The organism is Flavobacterium segetis (genome assembly GCF_900129575.1).
GTDB classification, from domain to species: Bacteria; Bacteroidota; Bacteroidia; order Flavobacteriales; family Flavobacteriaceae; genus Flavobacterium; species Flavobacterium segetis.
In genome coordinates, this window is the sequence record NZ_FQWE01000003.1 from 440,956 (window position 1) to 464,757 (window position 23,802).

General features: G+C 32.4%; 25 protein-coding genes and 1 pseudogene. 8 read left to right on the forward strand and 18 right to left on the reverse strand.

Annotated features, from left to right (window positions below; genetic code table 11):
* Window position 1 precedes the first annotated feature (1 nt).
* The 6 genes from hemF to BUA99_RS06265 all read left to right on the forward strand — a co-directional run bounded on the left by hemF (window position 2) and on the right by BUA99_RS06265 (window position 4,497).
* The gene (gene hemF, locus BUA99_RS06240) at window positions 2-910 is read left to right on the forward strand and encodes an oxygen-dependent coproporphyrinogen oxidase (protein ID WP_072989640.1); all 909 of its coding nucleotides are present in this window, start codon (window positions 2-4) and stop codon (window positions 908-910) included.
* Between the two features lie 87 nt (window positions 911-997).
* On the forward strand, window positions 998-1,453 hold the full coding sequence (tnpA, locus tag BUA99_RS06245; protein ID WP_072989642.1) for an IS200/IS605 family transposase: 456 nt from the start codon (window positions 998-1,000) through the stop codon (window positions 1,451-1,453).
* 96 nt (window positions 1,454-1,549) lie between these two features.
* On the forward strand, window positions 1,550-2,563 hold the full coding sequence (gene hemB, locus BUA99_RS06250) for a porphobilinogen synthase (RefSeq protein WP_072989645.1): 1,014 nt from the start codon (window positions 1,550-1,552) through the stop codon (window positions 2,561-2,563).
* Window positions 2,564-2,569: 6 nt separating this feature from the next.
* On the forward strand, window positions 2,570-3,385 hold the full coding sequence (locus BUA99_RS06255; RefSeq protein WP_072989647.1) for a helix-turn-helix domain-containing protein: 816 nt from the start codon (window positions 2,570-2,572) through the stop codon (window positions 3,383-3,385).
* Window positions 3,386-3,543: 158 nt separating this feature from the next.
* Window positions 3,544-4,077: a carboxymuconolactone decarboxylase family protein gene (locus BUA99_RS06260; protein ID WP_072989649.1), complete on the forward strand. Its 534-nt coding sequence runs from the start codon at window positions 3,544-3,546 to the stop codon at window positions 4,075-4,077.
* A 30-nt stretch (window positions 4,078-4,107) separates the two neighbouring features.
* Window positions 4,108-4,497, forward strand: coding sequence for a DoxX family protein (locus tag BUA99_RS06265; protein ID WP_072989651.1), 390 nt, complete (start codon window positions 4,108-4,110; stop codon window positions 4,495-4,497).
* Between the two features lie 384 nt (window positions 4,498-4,881).
* Here BUA99_RS06265 and BUA99_RS06270 read toward each other — a convergent pair whose 3' ends face one another.
* From BUA99_RS06270 to BUA99_RS06295, 6 genes are all read right to left on the reverse strand, one after another.
* Complete coding sequence (locus BUA99_RS06270) at window positions 4,882-7,134, reverse strand: TonB-dependent receptor family protein (RefSeq protein ID WP_072989653.1); 2,253 nt, start codon at window positions 7,132-7,134, stop codon at window positions 4,882-4,884.
* A gap of 124 nt (window positions 7,135-7,258) precedes the next feature.
* Window positions 7,259-9,361: a ferrous iron transport protein B gene (gene feoB, locus BUA99_RS06275; protein WP_072989655.1), complete on the reverse strand. Its 2,103-nt coding sequence runs from the start codon at window positions 9,359-9,361 to the stop codon at window positions 7,259-7,261.
* Entirely contained in the window at window positions 9,355-9,597 is a 243-nt protein-coding gene (locus BUA99_RS06280; RefSeq protein ID WP_072989656.1) for a FeoA family protein, read from the reverse strand. The genes feoB and BUA99_RS06280 overlap by 7 nt, the downstream gene beginning before the upstream one ends.
* 1,026 nt (window positions 9,598-10,623) lie before the next feature.
* Window positions 10,624-11,091, reverse strand: coding sequence for an SRPBCC family protein (locus BUA99_RS06285; protein WP_072989658.1), 468 nt, complete (start codon window positions 11,089-11,091; stop codon window positions 10,624-10,626).
* Window positions 11,081-11,587, reverse strand: a complete 507-nt coding sequence (locus tag BUA99_RS06290) for a hypothetical protein (RefSeq protein WP_072989659.1) — start codon at window positions 11,585-11,587, stop codon at window positions 11,081-11,083. The genes BUA99_RS06285 and BUA99_RS06290 overlap by 11 nt, the downstream gene beginning before the upstream one ends.
* Before the next feature lie 3 nt (window positions 11,588-11,590).
* Window positions 11,591-12,382, reverse strand: coding sequence for an SDR family oxidoreductase (locus tag BUA99_RS06295; protein ID WP_072989660.1), 792 nt, complete (start codon window positions 12,380-12,382; stop codon window positions 11,591-11,593).
* A gap of 119 nt (window positions 12,383-12,501) precedes the next feature.
* On the opposite strand from BUA99_RS06295, the gene BUA99_RS06300 reads away from it, so the two are divergent.
* Complete coding sequence (locus BUA99_RS06300; RefSeq protein ID WP_072989661.1) at window positions 12,502-12,864, forward strand: MerR family transcriptional regulator; 363 nt, start codon at window positions 12,502-12,504, stop codon at window positions 12,862-12,864.
* Between the two features lie 659 nt (window positions 12,865-13,523).
* On the opposite strand, the gene BUA99_RS06305 is transcribed toward BUA99_RS06300, so the two are convergent.
* The 12 genes and pseudogenes from BUA99_RS06305 to BUA99_RS06360 all read right to left on the reverse strand — a co-directional run bounded on the left by BUA99_RS06305 (window position 13,524) and on the right by BUA99_RS06360 (window position 23,129).
* The gene (locus tag BUA99_RS06305; RefSeq protein WP_072989664.1) at window positions 13,524-13,715 is read right to left on the reverse strand and encodes a GreA/GreB family elongation factor; all 192 of its coding nucleotides are present in this window, start codon (window positions 13,713-13,715) and stop codon (window positions 13,524-13,526) included.
* A gap of 710 nt (window positions 13,716-14,425) precedes the next feature.
* Window positions 14,426-14,689 carry a YqhA family protein gene (locus tag BUA99_RS15560; protein WP_084673484.1) on the reverse strand — a complete coding sequence of 88 codons (264 nt, stop codon included), beginning with the start codon at window positions 14,687-14,689 and terminating at the stop codon, window positions 14,426-14,428.
* 250 nt (window positions 14,690-14,939) lie between these two features.
* A complete protein-coding gene (locus tag BUA99_RS06315; protein WP_072989667.1) occupies window positions 14,940-16,442 on the reverse strand; it encodes an aldehyde dehydrogenase family protein in 1,503 nt (500 codons plus the stop codon).
* Window positions 16,443-16,647: 205 nt separating this feature from the next.
* Window positions 16,648-17,487, reverse strand: coding sequence for a helix-turn-helix domain-containing protein (locus BUA99_RS06320; RefSeq protein ID WP_072989670.1), 840 nt, complete (start codon window positions 17,485-17,487; stop codon window positions 16,648-16,650).
* A gap of 551 nt (window positions 17,488-18,038) precedes the next feature.
* Window positions 18,039-18,296 (reverse strand): annotated as a pseudogene (locus BUA99_RS06325) (Txe/YoeB family addiction module toxin).
* Between the two features lies 1 nt (window position 18,297).
* Window positions 18,298-18,552, reverse strand: a complete 255-nt coding sequence (locus BUA99_RS06330; protein ID WP_072989673.1) for a type II toxin-antitoxin system Phd/YefM family antitoxin — start codon at window positions 18,550-18,552, stop codon at window positions 18,298-18,300.
* Window positions 18,553-19,909: 1,357 nt separating this feature from the next.
* Window positions 19,910-20,230 (reverse strand): transposase, encoded by a 321-nt coding sequence (locus BUA99_RS06335; RefSeq protein ID WP_084673485.1) that lies wholly within the window; start codon window positions 20,228-20,230, stop codon window positions 19,910-19,912.
* A 42-nt stretch (window positions 20,231-20,272) separates the two neighbouring features.
* Window positions 20,273-20,572 carry a transposase gene (locus tag BUA99_RS15345; RefSeq protein WP_084673486.1) on the reverse strand — a complete coding sequence of 100 codons (300 nt, stop codon included), beginning with the start codon at window positions 20,570-20,572 and terminating at the stop codon, window positions 20,273-20,275.
* Between the two features lie 71 nt (window positions 20,573-20,643).
* Window positions 20,644-21,258 (reverse strand): transposase, encoded by a 615-nt coding sequence (locus tag BUA99_RS06345; RefSeq protein ID WP_072989679.1) that lies wholly within the window; start codon window positions 21,256-21,258, stop codon window positions 20,644-20,646.
* A gap of 361 nt (window positions 21,259-21,619) precedes the next feature.
* Window positions 21,620-22,102, reverse strand: coding sequence for a hypothetical protein (locus BUA99_RS06350; protein ID WP_072989681.1), 483 nt, complete (start codon window positions 22,100-22,102; stop codon window positions 21,620-21,622).
* A gap of 390 nt (window positions 22,103-22,492) precedes the next feature.
* On the reverse strand, window positions 22,493-22,792 hold the full coding sequence (locus BUA99_RS06355) for a helix-turn-helix domain-containing protein (protein WP_072989684.1): 300 nt from the start codon (window positions 22,790-22,792) through the stop codon (window positions 22,493-22,495).
* Window positions 22,779-23,129: a type II toxin-antitoxin system RelE/ParE family toxin gene (locus tag BUA99_RS06360; RefSeq protein ID WP_072989686.1), complete on the reverse strand. Its 351-nt coding sequence runs from the start codon at window positions 23,127-23,129 to the stop codon at window positions 22,779-22,781. The genes BUA99_RS06355 and BUA99_RS06360 overlap by 14 nt, the downstream gene beginning before the upstream one ends.
* A 110-nt stretch (window positions 23,130-23,239) precedes the next feature.
* On the opposite strand from BUA99_RS06360, the gene BUA99_RS06365 reads away from it, so the two are divergent.
* On the forward strand, window positions 23,240-23,802 hold a 563-nt coding region (locus BUA99_RS06365), incomplete at its 3' end, for a transposase (RefSeq protein WP_234972920.1).

Sequence of the window (23,802 nt, forward strand, 5' to 3'; positions counted from 1 at the left end):
AATGAAAAATAAATTTTACGCTTACATACAAAACTTGCAAGATCAAATCGTTGCAGGATTAGAAGCAGTTGATGGAATAGCTAAATTCCGTGAAGATGTTTGGGAACGTCCAGAAGGTGGCGGAGGACGAACACGCGTTATTGAAAACGGTAATGTATTCGAAAAAGGCGGTGTAAACATTTCAGCGGTTCATGGGAAATTACCTGAGGCTATGCAGAAAATGTTTAATGTAGGCGAAGCTGATTTCTTTGCTTGTGGATTAAGTTTAGTAATGCACCCAAAAAGTCCACTAGTACCAACGGTTCATGCCAACTGGCGCTATTTCGAAATGTACGATGATGCTGGAAATGTAATTAATAGTTGGTTTGGCGGCGGACAAGATCTTACGCCATATTATTTATTCGAGGAAGATGCAACACATTTCCATCAGACTTGTAAAATAGCTTGTGATAAACACAATCCAGAGTTTTATTCAAAGTATAAAAAGCAATGTGACGCTTATTTCTGGAATGCACATCGTTTTGAAGCTCGTGGAATTGGCGGATTGTTTTTCGATTATTGCAAAGAGACGGAGGAAATGAAAATGGGAGATTGGTTCAGCTTTGTTTCAGAAGTGGGCAATAGTTTTCTAGAAGCGTATGTTCCAATTGTTGAAAAAAGAAAAAATTTACCATTTACAGAAGCTCAAAAAACCTGGCAAGAAATTCGTCGCGGTCGTTATGTAGAATTTAATTTAGTTCATGATAAAGGGACATTATTTGGTTTGAAAACCAATGGTCGAATTGAAAGTATCTTGATGAGTTTGCCACCACATGTGCAATGGGTTTATGATCATCATCCAGAAGTGGGAAGCGAAGAAGAAAAATTAATAAAAGTATTAGAAAATCCAAAAGAGTGGATAGCTCTGTAAGAGCGACATAACTATAGAAGAAGATGATTTGAATTCAGGAAGCTCCATAGGAGCGTTATATTTATAACAATTGAATTAATACTAATAATGGCAAATACCTATTCACAATTATATATTCAAATTGTATTTGCTATCAAAGGCAGACAAAATTTGATTTCAAACAAATGGAAAGACGAGTTGTTTAAATATATTACCGGAATTGTTACTGATGAAGGCCAGAAATTAATTGCTATTAATGGAATGCCTGACCACATTCATGTTTTAATTGGATTAAAGCCTACCAAAGCTTTGTCTGATTTGGTTAGAGATATAAAAGCTAACTCATCACGATTTATTAACAAAAAAAAATGGATAAATGGTAAATTTGAATGGCAAACTGGGTTTGGAGCATTTTCATACAGCCATTCGCAATTAAGTAACGTTATCAATTATATTCAAAATCAAGAAGAACATCACAAAACAAAAACATTTAAAGAAGAATATATTGATTTTTTAAAAGCATTTGAAATAGAGTATAAAGACAAATATATTTTTAAAGAATAAAAAATTACTGAAAAGATGCCGCTCCTATGGAGCTCATAGCCAACAAAAATATAACTATAAATATATCGCTCCTATGGAGCTAAATCATAAATCATTATGTTCCCATTACAAAGAGGTAGAAGATTACGCGTCAATGAATCCATTCGTTCTTTAGTTCGCGAAACGACTTTAAGTCCAAGCGATTTTATGTTTCCAATGTTTATTGCAGAAGGTGAAAATTACAAAGTAGAAATTTCATCAATGCCAGGAATTTTTCGTCGTTCAGTAGATTTAACGGTTTTAGAAGTTAAGGAATTGTTTGCTTTAGGTATTCGTGCGGTAAATATTTACGTAAAAGTTGATGAAAGTTTAAAAGACAATACAGGGAAAGAAGCATGGAATCCTAAGGGACTAATGCAAGATGCTATTAGAGAGATCAAAGCGGCTTGTCCAGAAATGATTGTAATGCCAGATGTAGCATTAGATCCTTATTCTATTTATGGTCATGACGGAATAATCGCTAATGGCGATATAGAGAATGACTCAACAAATGATGCATTGGTAAAAATGGCTGTTTCTCAGGCGCAGGCAGGAGCCGATTTTGTAGCCCCATCTGATATGATGGACGGACGTGTTTTGCGCTTACGTCAAGGATTGGACGCTGCAGGTTTTCAGAATGTGGGAATTATGAGTTATTCTGCTAAATATGCTTCTGCATTTTACGGGCCATTTAGAGATGCTTTAAACAGCGCGCCTAAGGAGATTATATCTGGTGCTGAGCTTGCAAAGGTGCCAAAAGATAAAAAAACATACCAAATGGACTATGCAAACCGATTAGAAGCGATTAAAGAGGCTTTGTGGGATGTAGAAGAAGGTGCTGACATGGTTATGGTAAAACCAGGAATTGCTTACCTTGATATTGTGCGCGAAGTAAAAAATGCTGTAAATGTGCCCGTAGCAGTGTTTCACGTTTCAGGTGAATATGCAATGATTAAAGCCGCCGCCGAGAGAGGTTGGGTTGATAATGACAAAGTTATGATGGAACAATTAATGTGTATCAAAAGAGCTGGAGCAAGTTTAATTTCGACTTATTTTGCTAAAGAAGCCGCGATACTTTTACAAAAATCCTAATTATTAATGCTCTACACGGGACAAATAAATGAGTTTTTAAGATTAGATGAGGTCAGTTCACTAAACTGTCATCTTTTAAAAGAAAAAATTTCAGAGGGCCTAAGTGTTGTTTGGGCTTTAGAGAAACTTACAATTAAAGTAGATGGACAAGAAAAACAATTTCAAATCAATGAAATTGTTTTTCTTACTGAATTTCACACCATTGAAATTATTGATATTCATAAAGTAAGATTAGTTCGGTTCAACAGAGCATTTTATTGTATTTCAGATCACGATAGTGAAGTGGGTTGCAAAGGAATTTTATTTTTTGGAGCCTCTCAAGTGCCCAAAATAGCAATCCCAATTCTTGAATTAGAAAAGTTTGATACGCTGTGGAAAATGTTTTCTATTGAAATGGAATCAATAGATGACTTAAAAAATGAAATGCTTCAAATGATGCTAAAACGTTTATTGATTCTTTGTACTCGAATTTATAAAGAACAAACTGAGCTAACTTCATTCGATAGAAATCAACTTGATATTGTTAGAGAATACAATTATTTGGTAGAAAAATATTTTAAAACGAAACACCAAGTCGCAGATTATGCTGTTTTACTAAATAGAAGTCCCAAAACCCTTTCTAATCTTTTCAAAAAATTTGGTAAAAAATCCCCCCTTCAAGTTATTCAAGATCGAAAGATATTAGAAGCTAGAAGGCTGCTGCAATATAGTGACAAGTCTATCAAAGAAATAGCTTATGAAATCGGGTACGAAGACATCCAAACTTTTAGTCGGTTTTTTAAAAAAATAGAAGGTATTTCTCCCTCAAACTACAAAAAATAGCAACGTCGGGAATAAATGACCATTCATTAGGAAAAACAGTCTAATTGCAACCTGTTTTTATGTTACACCTTTGTACCATCAAATAAGAATAACTGCTCTCTAAGCATAAATATTCTTTTTTGAGACACAATATTTAGTAACATTAAAAAAAATTAGACATGGAAAAATTTGCAATCCCAACAAAAAATGAAGTTTCAGCATCAAATCAGGCTATTTTTGAAAACTTGGAAAAAGCACTAGGATTTGTACCCAACTTGTATGCGTATTACGGTAAAAATGAAACGGCGCTAGCTGATTATCTAGCATTACAAAACAGAAAAAATACGCTTAAAGCAAAAGAAAGAGAAGTTGTGAATTTAATTACAAGTCAAATCAACGGTTGTCGTTATTGCCAGTCAGCTCATACTGTTTTAGGGAAAATGAATGGTTTTACAGACGAAGAAGTTATCGAATTACGAAAAGGTAGTGCTTCATTCGATCCAAAATTAGATGCTTTAGTAAAATTTGTTGCTTCGGTTGTTTCAAATCATGGAAATGCAACTCAAGAAACGAAAGATGCTTTCTTTGCCGCGGGATATTCTGAAATTAATTTAATTGATGTGGTAATGGTTATCGGGGATAAAATTATGAGTAATTACATTCATAACTTGACTGGTTTTGCTATTGATTTTCCGTTAGCTCCAGAACTGTAATTTACAAAATAGTATATATAATTTAAATATATGAAAACAGGAAATATAATTATCCGCATTGGTTTTGGATTGCTATTCGTTTGGGGTGGTTTAGAAAAATTTATCGAGGGCTTTTTAGGTGGTGTAGGATTAAATAATATGGCAGCATTTTTAAAGTCTAGTGGCTTTGCTTTTTTAGGTGATTCAGGAACTTTTCTTTTAGGAGCTTTTGTTGCCTTAATTGAGCTTGTTGCTGGACTTTTATTATTTGCTAATAAAAAAATATTTTTTGCCTATGCACTTTTAACAGGAATTATTGTGGTAGCTTTACTTTCAGTGCATATTCCTTCTGGTAACTGGATGAATATCATGATTCACATCGCGTTACTAACAACATTATTAGGCTTAGCAATTAACCACAAGGATGAAATCGATACGTAAATTATTATCTTTTTAAAATAAGGGGCTTTAGTTGTATAGATAACAATAGGTTTTTTTTATTATTTTATAGGATTACTTTGATGTATCTAAAGTTAAATTAAACATGCCCCAAAAAGTTAATCACTTATTGGGGCATTTTTTATATCAAGAAAAGTATTACTATGTATTTAAGTTAGAATGCGTGATGTTGTTTCCAATTCTTAGCTATCAACTTAAAATTTTGATTGCCCGTTGTTATTATATCGAACATAGTTTGCTTTCAACTGAGAGTCAATATATATGATTAGGAAAAACTTCTATTATTAAAATTGAATTTTTAAAAAGAAGTTAGAGCAAAAATAAATCTATTTCTTTTTATGTAGCTAGTACTGAATTGTAGACTATTTAAAATTTAGCCCCAACTGAAATAAAGAAAGTTTTTCCTTCCCCCGGTAACATACCTGGTCCAGGATAACCCCCTGCTCTTCTAGTGGCATAATTTTCGTTTGTTAAATTATTTATACCAGACCTGATATTGTAATTTTTAAGAAATTTATATTCAGCTGACAAATCCATTACCTTATAACCATCTAATAATCCTGTTACACCATTTGCTGAAGGAGTCGCAGTATTATTAGCATCAGTAAAAATTTTGCCTGATGTTTTATACTGTAATGTTGCAGAAAATTCAGTTATACTCCAACTTATACCAAAATTATGTATGTATCTCGGCGCATTTTCTACACGATTACCATTTAAATTGGTTTCACTTATTACAGCGTTAGGCGCCGTTCCAGTTACTGTATTAATTCTAAAATCAGTGTATCTAGAATCAATAAAACTGGTAGTTGAGAAAACATCAATGTTTCCGTAGGTTTTTTCGATTCCAAAAAATTTAGTGATATTTAAGTTTACAAATCCTTCTAATCCTTTATTTACCGTTTCTCCTAAGTTGGTTCTAAATAAAAATGTGCCCTGTGAGGGATCGTTGTTAATAAACTGTCGAACACCACCTATTCTGTCATTATAGCTCAAATAAAACAAACTAAAATCGAAATTTAAATAACCTTTTATTATACCGCGATATCCTAAATCAGCATTATATCCACTTGCATCTCTTAAATTAGGGTCAACGACATCTGTAACAGCCGGTGGAGTAATATCTGAGAATAATACGGGTCTAAAAGCTTGCGTAATATTACCGTATATATTAGTAGCACCTATTTTATATTCCATTCCAAGACCAAAAAGTGGCTTGCTGCGAGATATTTTTTCATTTTGAAAAGGAGTAGGAGTTCCTGAACTAACGCCAAATTGTCCATTTCCAGAAGAAGTAATATATTCATACCGAACGCCAGGGACAACACTAAAGTTCTCTATTACTTGTATTTGATTTTCAGCAAAAAAAGCAACATTTTCAGTAGTGAAATTTAAATCTCTAGGGTATTTTTCAAGCGTTGTTAAATCGAAAGTGGAGCCTGTTGTTCCACGTCCTTCTTGTTGTCTACGTGTTTCAGCTTTATAAATTCTAACTCCAAAAGCTAAAGTGTTTTGGCTTTTGCTAATCGAATAACGGTAAGTATTTCTATTTTCAATTCCAAAATTTTTATAATAATCCCTGTCAACTCTTCTATTAGAATAATCATTAGTTGAAGGATTTATTGCATCCATCACATTTGGTGTTCCTAGAAAACCTACACTATTTCGCTCACCAATCAACCCAAAAAGTTTAGTATTTGACTTTAATGAATTAGATATTTTTGTATCAAAGTTTACTGAAAATAAATTCCATGGCGCGCCAAACCAGTTTCTTTCTCGTGAGGACTGTCTTGAATTTTCTTTAAATTGTTGATCTGTTAAACCCCCGGCTTGCTGCATCGAGTAATCCATATTAGTATATTCGGCAGATAATTTTGTATCAGCTGTAAAAGCATATTCTAAAAAGACATGTGAATTACGAACTTTATACTTGCTATTTTCTCTCCAGCCATCGGCACTTCTACTATGATTATAAGCAAAATAAGAGAATTTATTTATTGTACCACCAATGGAGTTGTAACTACTCATTAAATTGTAACTGCCAACCGCATTTTGAGTTTCAAAACTGAATTTTCTTTTATTTTCTCTCTTCAGCACATAATTTAGCATTCCTCCAAACTGTGGTCCAAATTGTAAAGATGCGCCACCACGAACTAATTCGATATTTTCAACTGCTTCTAAAGGGGGATTGTAATAGGCTTCAGGGTAGCCAAAAACATCTGATGAAATATCGTAACCATTTTGCCTTGTGTTTAATTCCCAACTTCTATTAGGACTCAATCCTCTAACGCCAATATTGATTTGTATGCCGGAACCATCATTTTCCCAAACGGTAACTCCTGGAACTCTTGAGAAAACCTCCCGTGCATTATTAGTTGTTAAATTCGCAGTAATAGCAGATAATTTTAGGACTTCATTTTTTTTACCAACAAAAAGTACGTTTCCCTTTATCTCAGGTTGTCTTTCTGGACTTTGTTTAAATGGAGTTATAATCACTGTCTCTAAATCAATTGCAGCTTGTTTAGAGTTGTCAATGCTGTCAAAAGCTGGTTTGTATTGTTGCTGAGCAAATGAAAGGGACGTTATTAACAGTGAAGCTACCATTATGCTATTTCTCATCTTATTTGTAATTAGATTGATTCTACGCAGCAAAGATAAAATGCAAATCTTATTTAGACAAATTAAGAATAATAAAAATATAATATTTAACTATTGTTGAAAGTGACAAGCAATAAAACTAGAATTATTTTAAAATTTGATACGCAAGCAAAGCCACCATATAAGCAAATCCAGACATTAAGATTAATTGTCCAACGGGCCATTTCCAGGAGTTGGTTTCTTTTTTAGTGATGGCAAGTGTACTAGCGCATTGTAGAGCAAAAGCATAAAATAGTAACAATGATATTCCTGAGGCAAAATTAAACACTTTTTGTCCTGTTGCAGGATTGATTTCGGCAGCCATTTTATTTTTTATTGTGCCCTCATTATCGGTTCCGCCTACACTATAAATGGTTGCTAAAGTTCCAACAAATACTTCTCTAGCTGCAAAGGAACTAATAATGGCAATTCCTATTTTCCAGTCATAACCTAAAGGGGAAATAGCAGGTTCAATTGTTTTACCCATAATACCAATATACGAGTTTTCTAACTTTTGCGAAGCGACTGCATTTTCAAATTCCTCAGATGTTAAGGGTTTGTTGCTGTTCGTCTCAGTAACGATTTTTTCCGCTTCATTAAAATCTTTTCCAGGCCCGTACGATGCTAAGAACCATAGTACAATGGAGATTGCTAAAATTATTTTCCCTGCCCCAAAAACGAATGCCTTTGTTTTTTCAATTACATTAATACCCACATTTTTAAAAAGAGGTAATTTGTAATTGGGCATTTCTACAACAAAATAGGTTTTACTTTTTATTTTTAAAATTTTATTTAATATGTAAGCAGAGAAAATTGCAGCTGCAAAACCTAAAAGGTAGAGTAGCATTAAGGTTAAACCTTGCATATTCAAGAATCCAAAAATATGCTCATCTGGAATAACTAAGCCAATTATAATTGCATAAACAGGAAGCCTTGCTGAACAAGTTGTAAAAGGCGTTACTAAAATTGTTATTAATCTTTCTTTCCAGTTTTCTATATTTCTTGTTGCCATAATAGCAGGAATAGCACAAGCAGTTCCTGAAATAAGTGGCACTACACTTTTACCGGATAAACCAAATTTCCTCATAATTTTATCCATCAAGAAAACGACACGACTCATATAACCGCTTTCTTCTAGTATGGAAATGAACATAAATAAGAAAGCGATTTGTGGTATGAATATTAAAATTCCACCAATTCCTGGGATAATTCCTTGAGAAATTAAATCAGTTAATACTCCAGCGGGTAATGACGAAGCAGTATAAGCACTCAATGATGCAAAACTAGCATCAATAAAATCCATAGGTATAGTCGACCATTCGAAAATGGACTGGAAAATCACAAACAATATCAAAAAGAAAATTACATAGCCCCAAACTTTGTGCGTAAGAACACGATCAAGTTTACTTCGATAATCTTTAGCGACACTCGAATCAATGTTAAGCCCTTCCTTTAAAACATCGTTAATGAATTGATATCTCTTGATAGTCTCTTTCTGTTGCAAACGCTTTAAATCAGAATGCGATTTAGTAAAAGAGCTTCGAATTTCGTTTCGGTCTAAATTTAAAAAATTTACATCTTGAGTGATCACTAACCATAATTTATAAAGTAATTGATTAGGGAATGCTTTTCGCAAACTATCAAAATATTCAGGATCAATAACTGAAGCGTTCAAGCATGGCTCTGTTGAAAGCGTTCTATAAGTTATAATCATTTCCTTTAATTCTTGGATTCCAAAGCCTTTTCTAGAACTAATAAGCGCGATTTTTGTTTTTAGATGTTCCTCAAGATAAGGAATATCAAGCGAAATCCCTTTGAATTTCATCCTATCAGCCATGTTAATGACTAAGATTGTTGGAATTGCTAGATCTTTTATTTGGGTGAAGAGTAGTAAGTTCCGTTTTAGATTTTCTACATCTGTAACAACTAAGGCAACATCAGGATATAATTTATCATTTTTGTTGAGTAGTAATTCAATAACTACATTCTCGTCGATGGAACTGGCATTCAAACTGTATGTTCCCGGTAAATCTAGGATATTAGCTTTAATATTGTTAGGTAATTTGCAAAAACCAATTTTTTTCTCAACTGTTATTCCGGGATAATTTCCTACTTGTTGATTTAAACCTGTCAGTTGATTAAAAACAGAAGTTTTTCCCGTATTTGGATTTCCAATAAGGGCAATATTAATATTTTGTTTACTTACCATAAGTTGAGTTTTATAATGTCAACTTCAATTTGTTTTGCAGTTTCCACTCTAATCGCTACATGCGAACCGTTGATATTTAGAAATAATGGATCTCCAAAAGGTGCAATTTGGAGTAATTCGACCATATTGCCGGGCAAACATCCCATTTCCAATAATTTTAATGGAACGACTTCAATGTCAAAGTCTTTTATAATGGCTTGCTCGCCTTTCTTTAGAGAATGTATCGTTGTTTGCAAAGCTTATTTAGATTGAATTAAGATTGCAAATTTACATAATTTTAAGCAAATTTAAATGGTTGTAATCATATTTATATCCTAAAAAAAGCGAGAGAGTAGCGTTGCCATTTCTTGATGTAAATAAAATTACAAATAATGATTCCTGAAATTTTACTGATTATAGGAAAGGTACTATTTATGGTAAAAGGTTATCGTTTTTTTTGTTTCTGCAAAATCACGCAGTATTTTCTAATAACAATTAGAACTAAATTTTCAGTTTGAAATCTAACGCCTAGTTTTTTTGCTTTTAAATTTCATTACTGATGCCGCTGTAGGTGACTTTATCCAAAACATTACAATATGGAATTAAAATTATGTGGTACCAATTGTGTTTTAAATTTACTGTTGTGTTTATTGTCAAATTGAGCGTAGTCGAGATTATATATGTCTTGTAAAAAGAATTTCGGTTGCGCTCAACCGGTCAAAAAATCAATATTCTATTACAGTTTTTGCAAAGATGAAATAGTATGAGTAGAATGCTATAGAAAAGCGTAAGGTTTTAGGAACCTGAAAAATTAAAAGTTTAAAGACAAAAACTTAAAGCACAACTGCTAAAAAAAGAATGATAAAGTGGCGAAATAATAACTTGTGCAATAATGTCCTTCTAAAAAACAGTCCATTTAAATCGGATATCAAATATAGATCAATGTGGTCCGCCTTATAGGTAAACTGCTGTTGATCATAGCTCAATTTGCTTAAAAAGATAATTTTTTGGGTTTGTGCACTTATGCTTAATAGTGAGATTTTGAATCAGGGAAACGAAAAAAATCGACCACCACACACTTAAAAGAAAGGAATTCTAAATCCTCTTATAACCTTTCAAGTCATTTTATAATTCTTCTTTGGTGTTGACGGCATTGAATCAGTAGCAGCCTTTCCGTGAGGGAAAATTTAACCGTCTCTTGATTTTGTTTCGCAACGGCTAATCCATCAAATTTTTTCACTTTTGGGTCATCCTTACTTTTTTTAGTCAATTGTGTTTATTGTCTAATTAGTTTTTTCTACTCGATTTTTTAAAGTCTCGTTAAATTCGGTATAGCTTTTTAAGAAAAAGTCCATAATATAATTACCCATAAACAATGTAGCAAAACCATTGACCTCGTCAGATTGTATCGACTTTGTTTGATGGTCAGAAATTCTTTCTAATTGATATTTATGGTTGTCTGTTATTCCTAAAATAAATGGGTCGCTCCAGCCGAAAAGTGTCCCCTCTTCAAAATATTTTAGTTGGTGTTTATAAACACCAACTTTTCCCTTATGATCCATAAAGTGAACTTCTGTATGACCATTTTGTATGAAATCGCCTTCGATTTTTTGTAGCGATCTACTCCAAGTTGGCATTTCTTTAAAATTGGTCAATTCGCTCCATACCTTTTCTATTGACGCGTTAATTATTATTTCTGTGTAAACACTTCTTTTAGTTTTGGAGTATTTTACAATTTTATTATTTGTCATTTTTTAACACTTCTATTGTTTGTAAATGTTTTGAATAATTGTATCCGCTCTTTTCTGCAAAAAAGTCTAATGAAAGCAAAAGAGCACATTGAATAAAAAGTCCTAAACCAAAGCCTTTCCAAAAGCCGTAATTAGATAATGAAAACATTAAAATTACGCCTAATACAATCATGGTTATTTCAAAATAACGATAGTAAACAAAGTTTTTCATCACTTTTTCCATTCTCGGAATTTCTTCTGATTGTATTTTTTCAGGTTCATTTTTTATTATATATTCTACTCGCAAACTATCTTTTGGACTTCGAGCGTATATTATTGTTCCAATAGCGATTTGAACCAAAGAAAAAAGTACTAAAGGAATGGCTAATCCTTTCCAAAAATTGTCTTTCAAAATGAAAAAACAATAAATAGAAATCAGTATTGCAAGTAAGCCAAAGCCCATAAATAATAGGCTTTCGGCTTTTTCTGCGTTAAAATAGTTTTTTATGACTTCCATTTTTTAGCTTTTTAAAGTCCAAGCATCGGCCTGTAGTTGTTTGATGTAATTTTCAATAGGTTGTGGACAAACATTTCTAAAACTTGGATTTTCAGAAAGTATGACATCTACAATTATCTCAACCATCATTTGTGGGTCAAATTGTTCTGATAACATTTCTTCAAATCCTGCAAAAATTGTTTCTGATGTAAAGTTTTTATTTGGGTTATACCAATGTCTGATGCTATCCATTCCTCTATCGTTAAAACCTGTATCAAAAGCACCTGGGTTTATGGTAGCAATTTTAATATTAAATGGTTCCAATTCTGTTTTTAACCCTTCAGCAATTGCTTCTAATGCGTGTTTTGTAGCACAATAAGCTGATGCATAAGGAACGGTTAGTAAGCCGCCCATAGAAGAAGTAAAAACTATCTTACCTGATTTTTTAGTAACCATTTTTTTGATAAAACCTTGTGCAAATTCTAATGCCGCGAACACATTTATTTCAAACATAGAACGAATTAAATCAACCGGTTGTTCGCCAATTGGTCCAGCTTCCATTAACCCTGCATTGCTAAATAAAATATCAATGTCGTACTTTTCAATTAGATATGCTCTTTCTCTCTGCTTGGTTATATCTAATTTTTCAACAACCAAATTGGTTAAGTTTTTTGCTTTTACTTCTGCCTTAAGTTCTGATACTTGTGGCCAAATTTCTGCTGTCGCAATAACGTTGTGTCCTTTTTCTGCCAAAATAAATGCAGTAGTTTTTGCAAATCCATGACCTGCTCCAGTAATTAAAATTGTCTTTTTCATTTTATTTATTTTAAATTCCTGCAAACCTAAAAGAATAAATTCAAACCTACAACCTTAGAGTACAGTCTACACTTGCATATTTTTTAAAAATAATTTATTTTTGTCAAAAAACACAAGTTATGCTTATAAATGAATTGTCTAAACGCACTGGAATTACATCACATACTATTCGGTTTTATGAAAAGTCAGGTTTGATAAAAGGAAATCGTGATGACACAGTAAAATCAAATAATTACTTTCATTACGATGAGGAAACAGTGGATAAGCTAGAGTTAATTCGAGATGCGAAAGCAATTGGATATACAATTAGTGAAATTGCACAATTAATAGAAGCTTGGTATAGCAATACATTTTCTAAAGATGAAAAAGTAGCCTTTCTTGATGAAAAGTTGAGTTCTCTTGATCAAAAAATCAAAGATTTAAAAGAAATGAAGAATTTAATCAGTCAGTATAAAAAAGATGTCTTGAATGACGAGTGTTAAGTTTAATTATTGGTTTCAGTAGAATTACACGTAACTGCGGTTCATCCATAAACTTTTATAACTTTCAAAACTTCAGATTATTGGACATAAACAAACAGTTGATTTTTCAGAGATTTAAAATTAAAAAAAAACATTCTGATTTTAGTGTGAAAAAAGAGGTAGTCTTATCTGTGAAGCCAGAATTTAGATATGATCAGAATGTGATGATAAGTTTATGGTTTTATCCGTTGGGTGTAATTATTTAAACATCAGTTCGAGTGTTTTTTGTGGAGTAAAACGGAGCAAAAAATGTGTCGAGAACCGTTTTTAATGAAATTTTTTTTGCTCTCGATACATTTTTCTATCGAATAATACTCCAACTGACGAAAAATCATTATCAAACACTAATTACACCCATCGGGTATGGTTTTGATAAAATGTAATCGATTTTAAACGGCCCACCGCACAGGCTTCAACAACAGATTCATTGTTGATATGTCTCTGCAAATGCAACGAATCCTTAGCTTGTAGCCGCTGGATTTTAGATTATTTTCAGACCCTAATGATTATACAATTTAGTTCATGTTTTCTTATGAGTCTATTTTACACATGCTTATAAAATATTTCCAAAACTTTAAAAAATCAATTTTCTTTTGCGAGTTTTGGTGTTAGTTTTTCACTCACTTTTTGTTGGTCAGTAGTTTGGCAATGAAAGAAACGAAGGCGATTTTTCCTTTCAAAATACTAGCTTCGTCGATTCCTGCAATTTGATAGTTCTGAATTTTTTTAGCCGAATCTATTTTACATACTACTAGGCCACCAAAGCGTATTTTATTTTGAGGCCGTTCTTCGAGATCAACTATTTTTACCATGTTAATTTGTTTGTTCAACTATTGTAACTTTGTATTTATGTGGTTGAAGATAATTCACTTTTTATTTTCGTTGGTTATCGCTAAAGAGTCATTAATATTGGTTAATTCTTGTTCTAAAATTCTTTTATTCCAACTTGAGAAACTAACTTGTTATACTACTAAATTATGATAGGGAATTTAAGTTTTATTTGTTTTGTGATTTTTCATCTTTTCCAAGATAGAAATAATTGAGCCGCTGTCTTTAATTTTATCGAGTTAGCAGTTTCTTTATTGCCATCGTCCAGAAGTGTTATGTCTTTTCCCCTTCTTTTCTCACATTACATGCTTCTTCCGTAAAATTGTTTCCAAGAGTATCTAAACCAAACCCACATCTTTGGAGATTGCCATCTAATCTAAAATTTTGAAATCAACCGTAATATCGGCTCCAAGGATGTACCAAGCGAAAATTTTCTCTACTTGTGGTTGTGTAAACTTAAGCTCTAATTGATTTATGCTAGCTGCATAAGCTTCAACTAAGGCTGTCTTTTTGTTAATTGTTGGTTTTTAGATTTTGTCTGTTATTGTGTTTTTGGCTATTTTTTCTTAACCAATAAATTGTATGTTTTCAAAATCAATTATTTTTTAAGGTTGTTATTGGTTTACTTGTTAAGCCGTAACATTTTTAATCCTATCGCCATTAAAGTAATAGAAATTATGTGGATTAATAATTACTATTTTAAAATACCGATGTTGACAAATACAATTTCTAGGCATTTTAGAAATAATGTAATGACAATAATTTCTATTAAAACATTTTTTAACTGGCTAATGTTAGGTGTTTGAATACACTTTAAAACATCGTTGTTTATAGTGCTTGAAATGTTAGAAATGAACAAAGTATAAATGCGATGTGCAAAAATTAATAAGATTAATGCAATTAGCAATGTGTAGAAAGATTTTATAAGATACGTAACTCTAATATCTGCTGAGTGCAAGTGATCTTAACCTTCTGGAGTGGATGTCCAAAAGAAAACACGAGAAGTATTTAGAGTTTTTACTGCACCAACGATAATAAGTAATAAAGAACCAACTAGCGAAAAAATAACTGCTATTTAGCTGATAAAACGAAATGCGTAAAATGGTTTTATAACAATAAAACGTGGTTAAAGTATACGGTCAAGATTGATAACATAACGAGAAAACCCCGGAATTGCCGAGGTTTTGAAAACTAACTTTTCGTTTTAATTAAAAGAATCCCATTGGTTCTTTGTCGTAAGAGATCAACATGTTTTTTACAACACGGTAATGATCTAATGCCATTTTGTGGTTTTCACGACCAAATCCTGATTCTTTAACACCACCAAACGGAGCGTGAGCAGGATAGGTATTGTATTGGTTTACCCAAACTCTACCCGCTTGAATAGCACGTGGAACTTGAAATAATTCGTGAGCATCACGTGACCAAACACCTGCACCTAATCCATAAGGAGTATCATTTGCAATAGCGATAGCTTCTTCTGTAGTACTAAATGTTGTTAACGCTACAACTGGTCCAAAAATTTCTTCTTGGAAGACACGCATATTGTTTGTTCCTTTCAACACTGTTGGTTGAACATAGTAACCTCCGGCAAGATCGCCTTCATAATTACCCGCTGCTCCTCCAGCTAATACAACTGCACCTTCCTCTTTACCAATATTGATGTAATTGACAATCTTATCGCATTGTGCTTTCGAAACTTGAGATCCAATCATTGTTTCTGGATCTAACGGATTTCCTGCTTTTATTAGTTTTAAACGCGCTTGCATTCTTTCGATGAAAAGATCAGCAATACTTTCGTGAACTAAAATACGGGACGGAGTGGTACAAATTTCTCCTTGATTTAAAGCGAACATTAATGCACCTTCAATCGCTTTACTAAAGAATTGATCATCTTGAGCTGCAACTGATGGGAAGAAAATATTGGGAGATTTTCCACCTAATTCCATTGTTACTGGAATAATATTTTCTGCTGCATTTTGGTATACTTTACGACCTGTATCAGTAGATCCTGTAAATGATAATTTAGCAATACGTTTTGAAGTGGCTAGAGCTTGTCCTGCTTCTGAACCAAAACCAGTTACAATGTTTAATACTCCTGCAGGTAAAATATCACCTATCAGTTCCATTAACATCATTACACTTGTAGGTGTTTGTTCTGCTGGCTTAACAACTGCAGTACAACCTGCTGCTAAAGCCGGCGCCACTTTCCAAGCTAACATCAACATTGGAAAATTCCATGGAATAATCTCTCCAACAACTCCTATAGGCTCGTGTAAAACGATGCTTAAAGTGTTTTTGTCATGCTCAGAAACGCTTCCTTCATCGGCACGGATGACACCTGCGAAATAACGAAAGTGATCGATACAATATGGAATATCTGCTGCACGTGATTCACGGATTGGTTTACCGTTATCAATTGTTTCTAGTGTTGCTAAGTATTCTAAATTGTCTTCCATTACTTGCGCAATTTTTAACAACATATTACTACGATCTGTTACTGAAGTTGTGCTCCATGTTGGGAACGCTTTGTGTGCTGCATCTAAAGCAAGATCAATATCTTCTTGAGTAGAACGAGCTGCTTGAGTAAATACTTTTCCGTCTACTGGAGATGCGTTATCGAAATACTGACCTTTAACTGGAGCTACAAATTTACCGCCAATAAAATTCCCATATCTTTCTTTGAATACAGGTTTAGTTACATTTGCCATAATTATTTATTTAAATTTTTTAGATGTAATCTCAAAGAATTGTCTCTTATTAATTACATTACAAATTTACGACAGCAGTTCTTTTATCTTGTTATTGATTTAGTTCAATTACTTATGAAAAAAGGTCAATGTTATTTTTACTAAAATAAACCTATATAATATTTATTATAATATATTGAAAAACAAGTATATAAAAAATATAATGTTAATTGGAGATATCTGTTGGACTAATGCCGAACTTATTTTTAAACGCTATACTAAAGTTAGACAGGTTGTTATAACCAATATCTAAATAAATATCAGAAGGTTTTAAATTGCCTGTTTGTAGTAGTTCTTTTGCCTTTTGCAGGCGCTTGTCTTGAAGCCATTTTCCAGGTGGTTCGTTATATTCGTTTGTGAAGTGTCTTTTAAAAGTAGATAGACTCATGTTGCAGAGAAACGCAATTTCTTCTAATTTTAAATTAGAATTTATGTTGCTCTCTACAATATTTTTAAAAAGCGAAATCTCTTTAGAAATTAATGAATGCAAGTAATATTCGAAGGAAGAACCATACTTATTGAGTAAATACAACATAATTTCTTCAAACTTTAAAAACAATAAAGCATCACTATAACTTTGATTTGTAAAGGTATTAGACGATAGAGAATTAATGAAAGCAGCAATATAATTGTCGTTTTCAATTATAAAATAGGGTACTTCCTCCTGAAAAGGCTTTACACTGTTGGTATATTTACTCAAAAAATCGGTTAGTTTTTTTTCAGAAAAAAAGAAGAGTTTACAATAATAAATAGCTTCTATATCTAATAATTCGGTCCAAAGCCAATTTCCTTTTTTTAGCAACAACGATTGGTCTTTATTTACTGCAACTGATGTTCCAGCAAAATGCACTTGCTTTTTTCCTACTTGCAGGAAACTGAACATATTCATGCTTAAATTAACTTTACTTTTCACGACATCGCTAGTCATTTTAAAATCATATACAAATATATCTTGCTCAGTTTTCTTATTCTGTAAGTAAATTTCAGGTATGTTTTCTATTGGCATCTGTATTTTTTTTCAGCTTGCAGCCTAACGTCAGTCTTTGAAAAACTACCGTTTTATTTCTTACAAAGGTAGCCAAATTGTTTTTGATGTAATAATGAGAATTTGTATGTTTACAGATGCAACATATATCAGGAAGATCGCATCATCTGTTACAAATAAGTAGTTCAGAAGATAAAATCGCTTTGCACAATTCATTGGACGCTTTATTAAATTTTTTGTAGTGCACATTTCCCCGAAGCCCTTGGTTTAAGGGTGTAAACTTTAAAGTATGCAGGTAGTAGTAGTTTTAAGATTAAAGTTCTATTAAAATTTAATGGTAAGTTCATTTAAATAGTCTTTTAAGTGTATTAAGGATTAAAAAAAATATTTCCTTTTACTGTAAAAAAAGAGAACTATAATTCCTCATGTAATATCTCAAATGATTTTACGATAACTCCATAGTGTTGACGGGTTGTAATCGGTTCTAGCTTGTCCGCCGCGGGGGATTCGAGCCGGGGTTTATTGTTCGTTCTGCGAACGCAACGAAACTCTTGCTTTTAGCAGAAGTAACATTATTCGTAATGATGTCTACATTTCAAAATTTGAATTTCAGCATCTATAAATCTGTAAATCAATCTATGTTCATCATCAATTCTTCTTGACCAAAATCCAGCATATTTATGTTACAATACTTCTAGTTTTCCTATACCTTCAAAAGGATTTCTTGAGATGTCTTTGAGTAGATCATTTATTTTTTTAACTTTCTTCTTGTCAATTTTTTGCCAATACAAATAATCTTCCCAAGATTCATCAACAAATACATATTTCATCTTATTCGTCAATTAAGTCTTTGGAAAATGAATTACCATTCTTAAATTTATCAATTGCAGAATCTAACCTACTTTCGTTAGTTCTATTTGATAATTCATAATTTGTAGTAATTAGTGAATTATATTCTTCAAGTGAAATAACAACAATCCCTGAATCTTTCCCACGATTTATAATTAGAGTTTCAAAATTTATTGCTACTCTATCAAAGTAAGATTTAATATCTTTTCTAAAATCAGAAATATTTGTGACTATCATACTTTATATATTTTGTACAAAATCATGTACAATATTTCGATTTTACGCAATATTCGTCTAATATTTACCGCTAACGTCAGTTCGTCTAAAAACCCTTCCAAGTTCCTATCTAAACTTAATTTTGAAGTAAATATAATTCATTTACTGAACAATAATTCCTTCTTTTAAAAAGTACACACGCAATTATTTCAAAATTTACAACGGTGTAAAAAGCTTTAAAATGAGCTCTATTGACTCAATAAAACAAAGTCGTGCGTTTTAAGTACATTTTCAACCTATTTAGGGCAACGAGATTAAATATGCGCTTGAGATTGTAAGCGGTAAACAACACATTCTAATGGCAAGTTTGACTTATAACTTGAAGAAATTTTTGCGTTTTATGGTCAAAAAACCAGCACAACATCTTAAGAAAACGCATTTCAAACAAAAAGGTGCAAAAGCTTTTTTGAAAACGCATTTTATGAATTTAAAACAAGACTTTAAAACCATCTTAATTTTCCAGAAATCCACCAAAGCGCAAAAATTAACCTCGCTTAAATGTCTATAAAATAGGTTGATTTTTATAAGTTTTATTGAAATTTAGTTCATAAGAGCAGTTGTGCAACGGTCACCGCTGGTAGTAGCTGTACTTTTATTTGCAGTTATTTCTTATAAATTTATTTTTCACATATTCCACAAATACTTTTTGTAATAGTGATTTTTTGTGCTTTTCGCTTATCATTCTTTCCACAATTTCACATTTACATATTTCAGAAATTATAACTTCCTCTGCGGATTTATCTCTTTGTTAATAAACATTAAAGGAGAAAAAGGTGCAGTATAATAATTTTATTTTCTAAATGTATTTAGCGATTAATTTAAAGACTTTAAAAAAAAGTAACAATAAAAAAATAATATGATACCCATATTGCTACAAAAAAGAGCCCAAAATACAAATTGTTTAAATTTTTACTTAAGTCCTTTTTAATAAAAAGTCGATACAAAATCCAACCTATGAAAACAATTGTTAAACCTATTGCTACCCATCCCATATATTAATTATTTTTATGATTAATTCTTAATTTGGTCTAATTTTCTCGCATTTCTTTTTCGCATGTCGCACAACTTCAATTCCTCTAAAAACCCTTCCATGTTCTTATTCCAACTTAATTTTAAAGTAAATATAATCCATTTAAAGAACAATAATTCCGTCTTTTAAAAATTACGTCTACATTTATTTCAAAATTTACAAAGTCGTAAAGAGCTTTAAAAACAGTCATATGGGAAGAGTAAAACAAAGCAGTACGTTTTAAGTAGATTTTCAACATATATAGGTCAACGAGATTAAATAATCGCTTGAGATTGTAATCGGTGAAAATCAATCCCACATCAGCACTGGCGTGATTGATGTTTTTTTTGTCATGATGTAATAGAAGTCCCAGCGGTGTTTGATTACACCGTACGTATGCGCGACAATAGCTTGGCGACGGCGGTAGATTTCGTAATTATTTTCGATTCTGACCTTGTTTTGATAAATCAAGTCGGCATGCTCAGAGGGTTCAATGAGGCGGCCTCGCGCGTTTTTGGTACACTTTTTAAAGAGTTCGCAACTCCGGCAATCGCTTGTTTTGTAGTGCTTCATTTGGGTAACCGACTTTCCGTTTTTCTTGGAATACCAATTGCTTTTGGTGGTTAAGATTTGATTGGCGGGAAATGTAAATGAATCCGTTTTTAAATCGTATTAAAAATGTTCGACATCAAAAGCCAAATCAGGAGCGTGAGCAGCAACACTTGGAATGGCCACTAAAACATCAATTTTCAATCGCTCGGCATAAGCAAATTCACTTCTGGTGTGATAGCCTTTGTCGTAAATAGCTATAAAATTGTTGTGGCCTAAAATGGTTTTACTTCGGCGAAGCATGCCACCCATTGCCTTGGAATCATTTTCATTAGTTACTTTAAAATCAATAGGAATATTATGCAACGCATCCACCACAGTTTGCACATTGTAAGCGACTTCAAAAATAGTATTGCGAGTCATAATTTGGCGACTAGCGGGATCCGAAGTCGAGATTTGTTTCACGCCTGTAGTGTCAATAATTTCTTTGTAGTTCAGGTATTTGTCTTTTTGCAGCTGGTGTTTTCGAACTTTGGAAGCAACCTCTTTTTTAACGGATTCATCGCCATCTTCTTGAGCAAGAACCTTGTTATATTCGGCAAGTTTGTTGTCAATATAAGCGATGTACATTGAATTTTGGCGGGATTAAAATTAATTTTCTTGGAGTTTTGAGCCCGAAGTATAGTGCTATCTCCAGCAACAAGGCTTCCTCCAATGAGTTCAAAATGCAAAGCAAGATTTACTGTTGCGCGAAAAACACGAGCAATATCTTTGGGATTGTGTTTTCTGAAATTAGCAATGGTGTTGTGATCTGGAACCAAGCTTTTCATCAGCCAAATAAGCTCCATATTGCAAACACATTCTTTTTCCAAAACCCTGGAAGAACGCGTGCGATTGAGATATCCATAAATAAATAACTTGAGTAAATCCGCGGGATGATAGGCAGGACGACCGTTTTCCACAAAGGAAAAATCAAAACCAGCTAATTTTAAACTATCCACAAAAAGGTCAATAAGTCGCACTTGATTGTCTTGTGCGATGGCTTGATCCATGGAAGAAGCAAAAAGGGGAATTTGACTTCTATCAATGCCGTTGATAAATTTACTCATAAACTACTTTTTAAAATAACATAATTACTTGTTAATCAGTAGTAAAAAGTAAGAATTTATACAATTTTCAGAGTGGTTTTTTTTAAGATAATTGAATAAAAAGAGGGTAGGTTTTTAGACATTTTGACGTGTCGTAGCTTGCAGAAGTGGCGGACCAATGAAGCCTAATCTTTTGGTTAATGCCTAATTTTCCAAGTACAAAACCATCTTCAAATTAAGTCAAATTCCGCCATATTGCCAAACGACGGTTGGCAGATCGGGCGTTTTTTTCTTTTATATTTTGTAAAAAAGCGGATATTTAGATTTACGTTTAAGTTTCTATAAATTCCGCTTTTGCTTTTAAATCGATGCTTAACTGTGTTTAATTACAATTACCACCGCAGTCTGTTGCATTTTGATAATCTTCGGGAGTTATATAATAGACTTCATTTGTTTCATTACTAAACTGTGAATTAAAAGGATTACGATTGTTTTCACTGTATTTAATGCCAATAGAGTTATTTGATATAGTTGGACAATTTGTACATTGTTCAGAATATATACTAAAAACATCAATTTTATCATTATCGTAAACGAACGCAACATAACCAGAATTGTTAGGTAGAAGGTTACTCATTGAATAACCCGCACCACCCGGAGGAGTATATCTATATTTTTTATTGCTTTTATCACCTTGATTTAGTTTGATAGCATTTTGCAAATCCTTATTCCCGTTTACATAAGGAATTATGGTTACAGTTTTACCTGAATTATTTATAATTGTATAATTATAGTCTATTATATGTCCTGGTTCACAAGCACAAATAATCAAAGAAGTTGAAATTAATAATAGTAGTTTTTTCATAATATTAATCTTGCCAGTTATTAAAGAGTTCATCTACGAATTGTTCTGTAGGATTATCCTATTTGTTCTTTAAATTATCTCTCCACTCATTCCAGTATTTTGCACCAATCAAAGATTGTTCTAATTGTTTCAGAGTGTATCCGTTTACTCGGTCAATTGGGTAATCTAAACCACTAAAAGATCTTTGATTAAAATCATCAAGTAAATCAAATCCCCCAGATATATAATGGTTTTCTTCAAGGATAGTTACAAATTGTTTGTTATTTCTATGGAAAAAACCATCGGTATTTCCATTAATGTTGACGGCATGTAATCGGTTCCGTTCAACCGCGGGTTCATTGTTCGTCTTTCAGACGCAACGAAATCCTTGCTGTTGTGTGTTGTAATAACTTATAAGAACGTAAGTCCAATTCTTTTATTTAAGCCAATTTCAAAAATTCTAATTAAAGTAGAAAGTTGAATATTTCCTTTTCCATTTTCTATTCTCGAAATGTAACTTTTCTTAGTTCCAGTTTTTTCGGCAAGTTGTTCTTGCGTAATATTTGCTTCTTTTCTGGCATCTTTAAGCATTTTGCTTATTATAAACATTTGAGATTTCTCTTCGTAAGAGTTTCTGCTTTCAGTTCCAATTTTTCCGTGATCAGCTTCTATAAGTTGTTCAAAGTTTTTTATGTTTTTATACTTTTCCATTTTCTTTGTTTAAGTTAAAATATTCATCCATTAATTTAATTGCTTTTTCAATTTCTTTTTTTGGTGTTTTTTGCGTTTTCTTTTGAAAGGTATTAAATAACACAACTAATTTTCCTTTGTCGAAACAACAGAATATGCGATAAATATTTGATTGATATTCAATTCTAATTTCATATAAACCGTCAGTATTAGTTAAATGTTTAAGAAACTTTTCAGGAACTTTTTCAACCTGTTTAATAAGTTCAAGAACATATTTAATCTTTTCTTTTACCTTGTCATTTTGGACTTGGTAAAATTCAATAAAGTAATTTTCGTGAAATATTATTTCTCTATTCATCTAACAAAGTTATCTTAAAAGTTAACATTTAGCAAGTTTTATTAGAAGTTTTTTCAGAGAAATGTTGATTTGGAAGTTATACGAGAAATTATAGCACACAACCTTAGTCTGTGAAAAAACCTCGGTTTATTTCTTTCAAAAATAGTCAAATTATTTTAATAAAAGGAAGAAAAGTTGTATATTTAACAATGCAACACATCACAGGAATACCGCGCAACCAAATGTGTTTTTCTAGTTTAGAAGACACGATTTTACCAGACAACCCCGTTCGTTTTATAGATGCCTTTGTAGATGCCCTGAGTTTAACGGCGATGGGTTTTACCGTACAAACTATAAAAAGTGAAGGCAGACCGAGTTACGATACTAAGCTGTTTCTTAAAATCTATATGTATGGTTATCTCAATGGATTAAGAAGCTCGCGAAAGTTAGAAAAGGAGTGCGCTCGTAATATAGAGTTGCAGTGGCTTTTATGCGGCATCATCCCCAACTACCACAGTATATCCGACTTTAGAAAGGGGAATCCAACAGGACTTAAAAAACTCTTCAAACTCTTTGTATCTTTTCTAAAAGATGCCGAATTGATATCTGGAGCAGTAATTGCCATCGATGGTACCAAAAGCCGGGCCCACAATAGCAAAAAAGCAAACTTTAACCAAAAGAAGATAGACCGTCA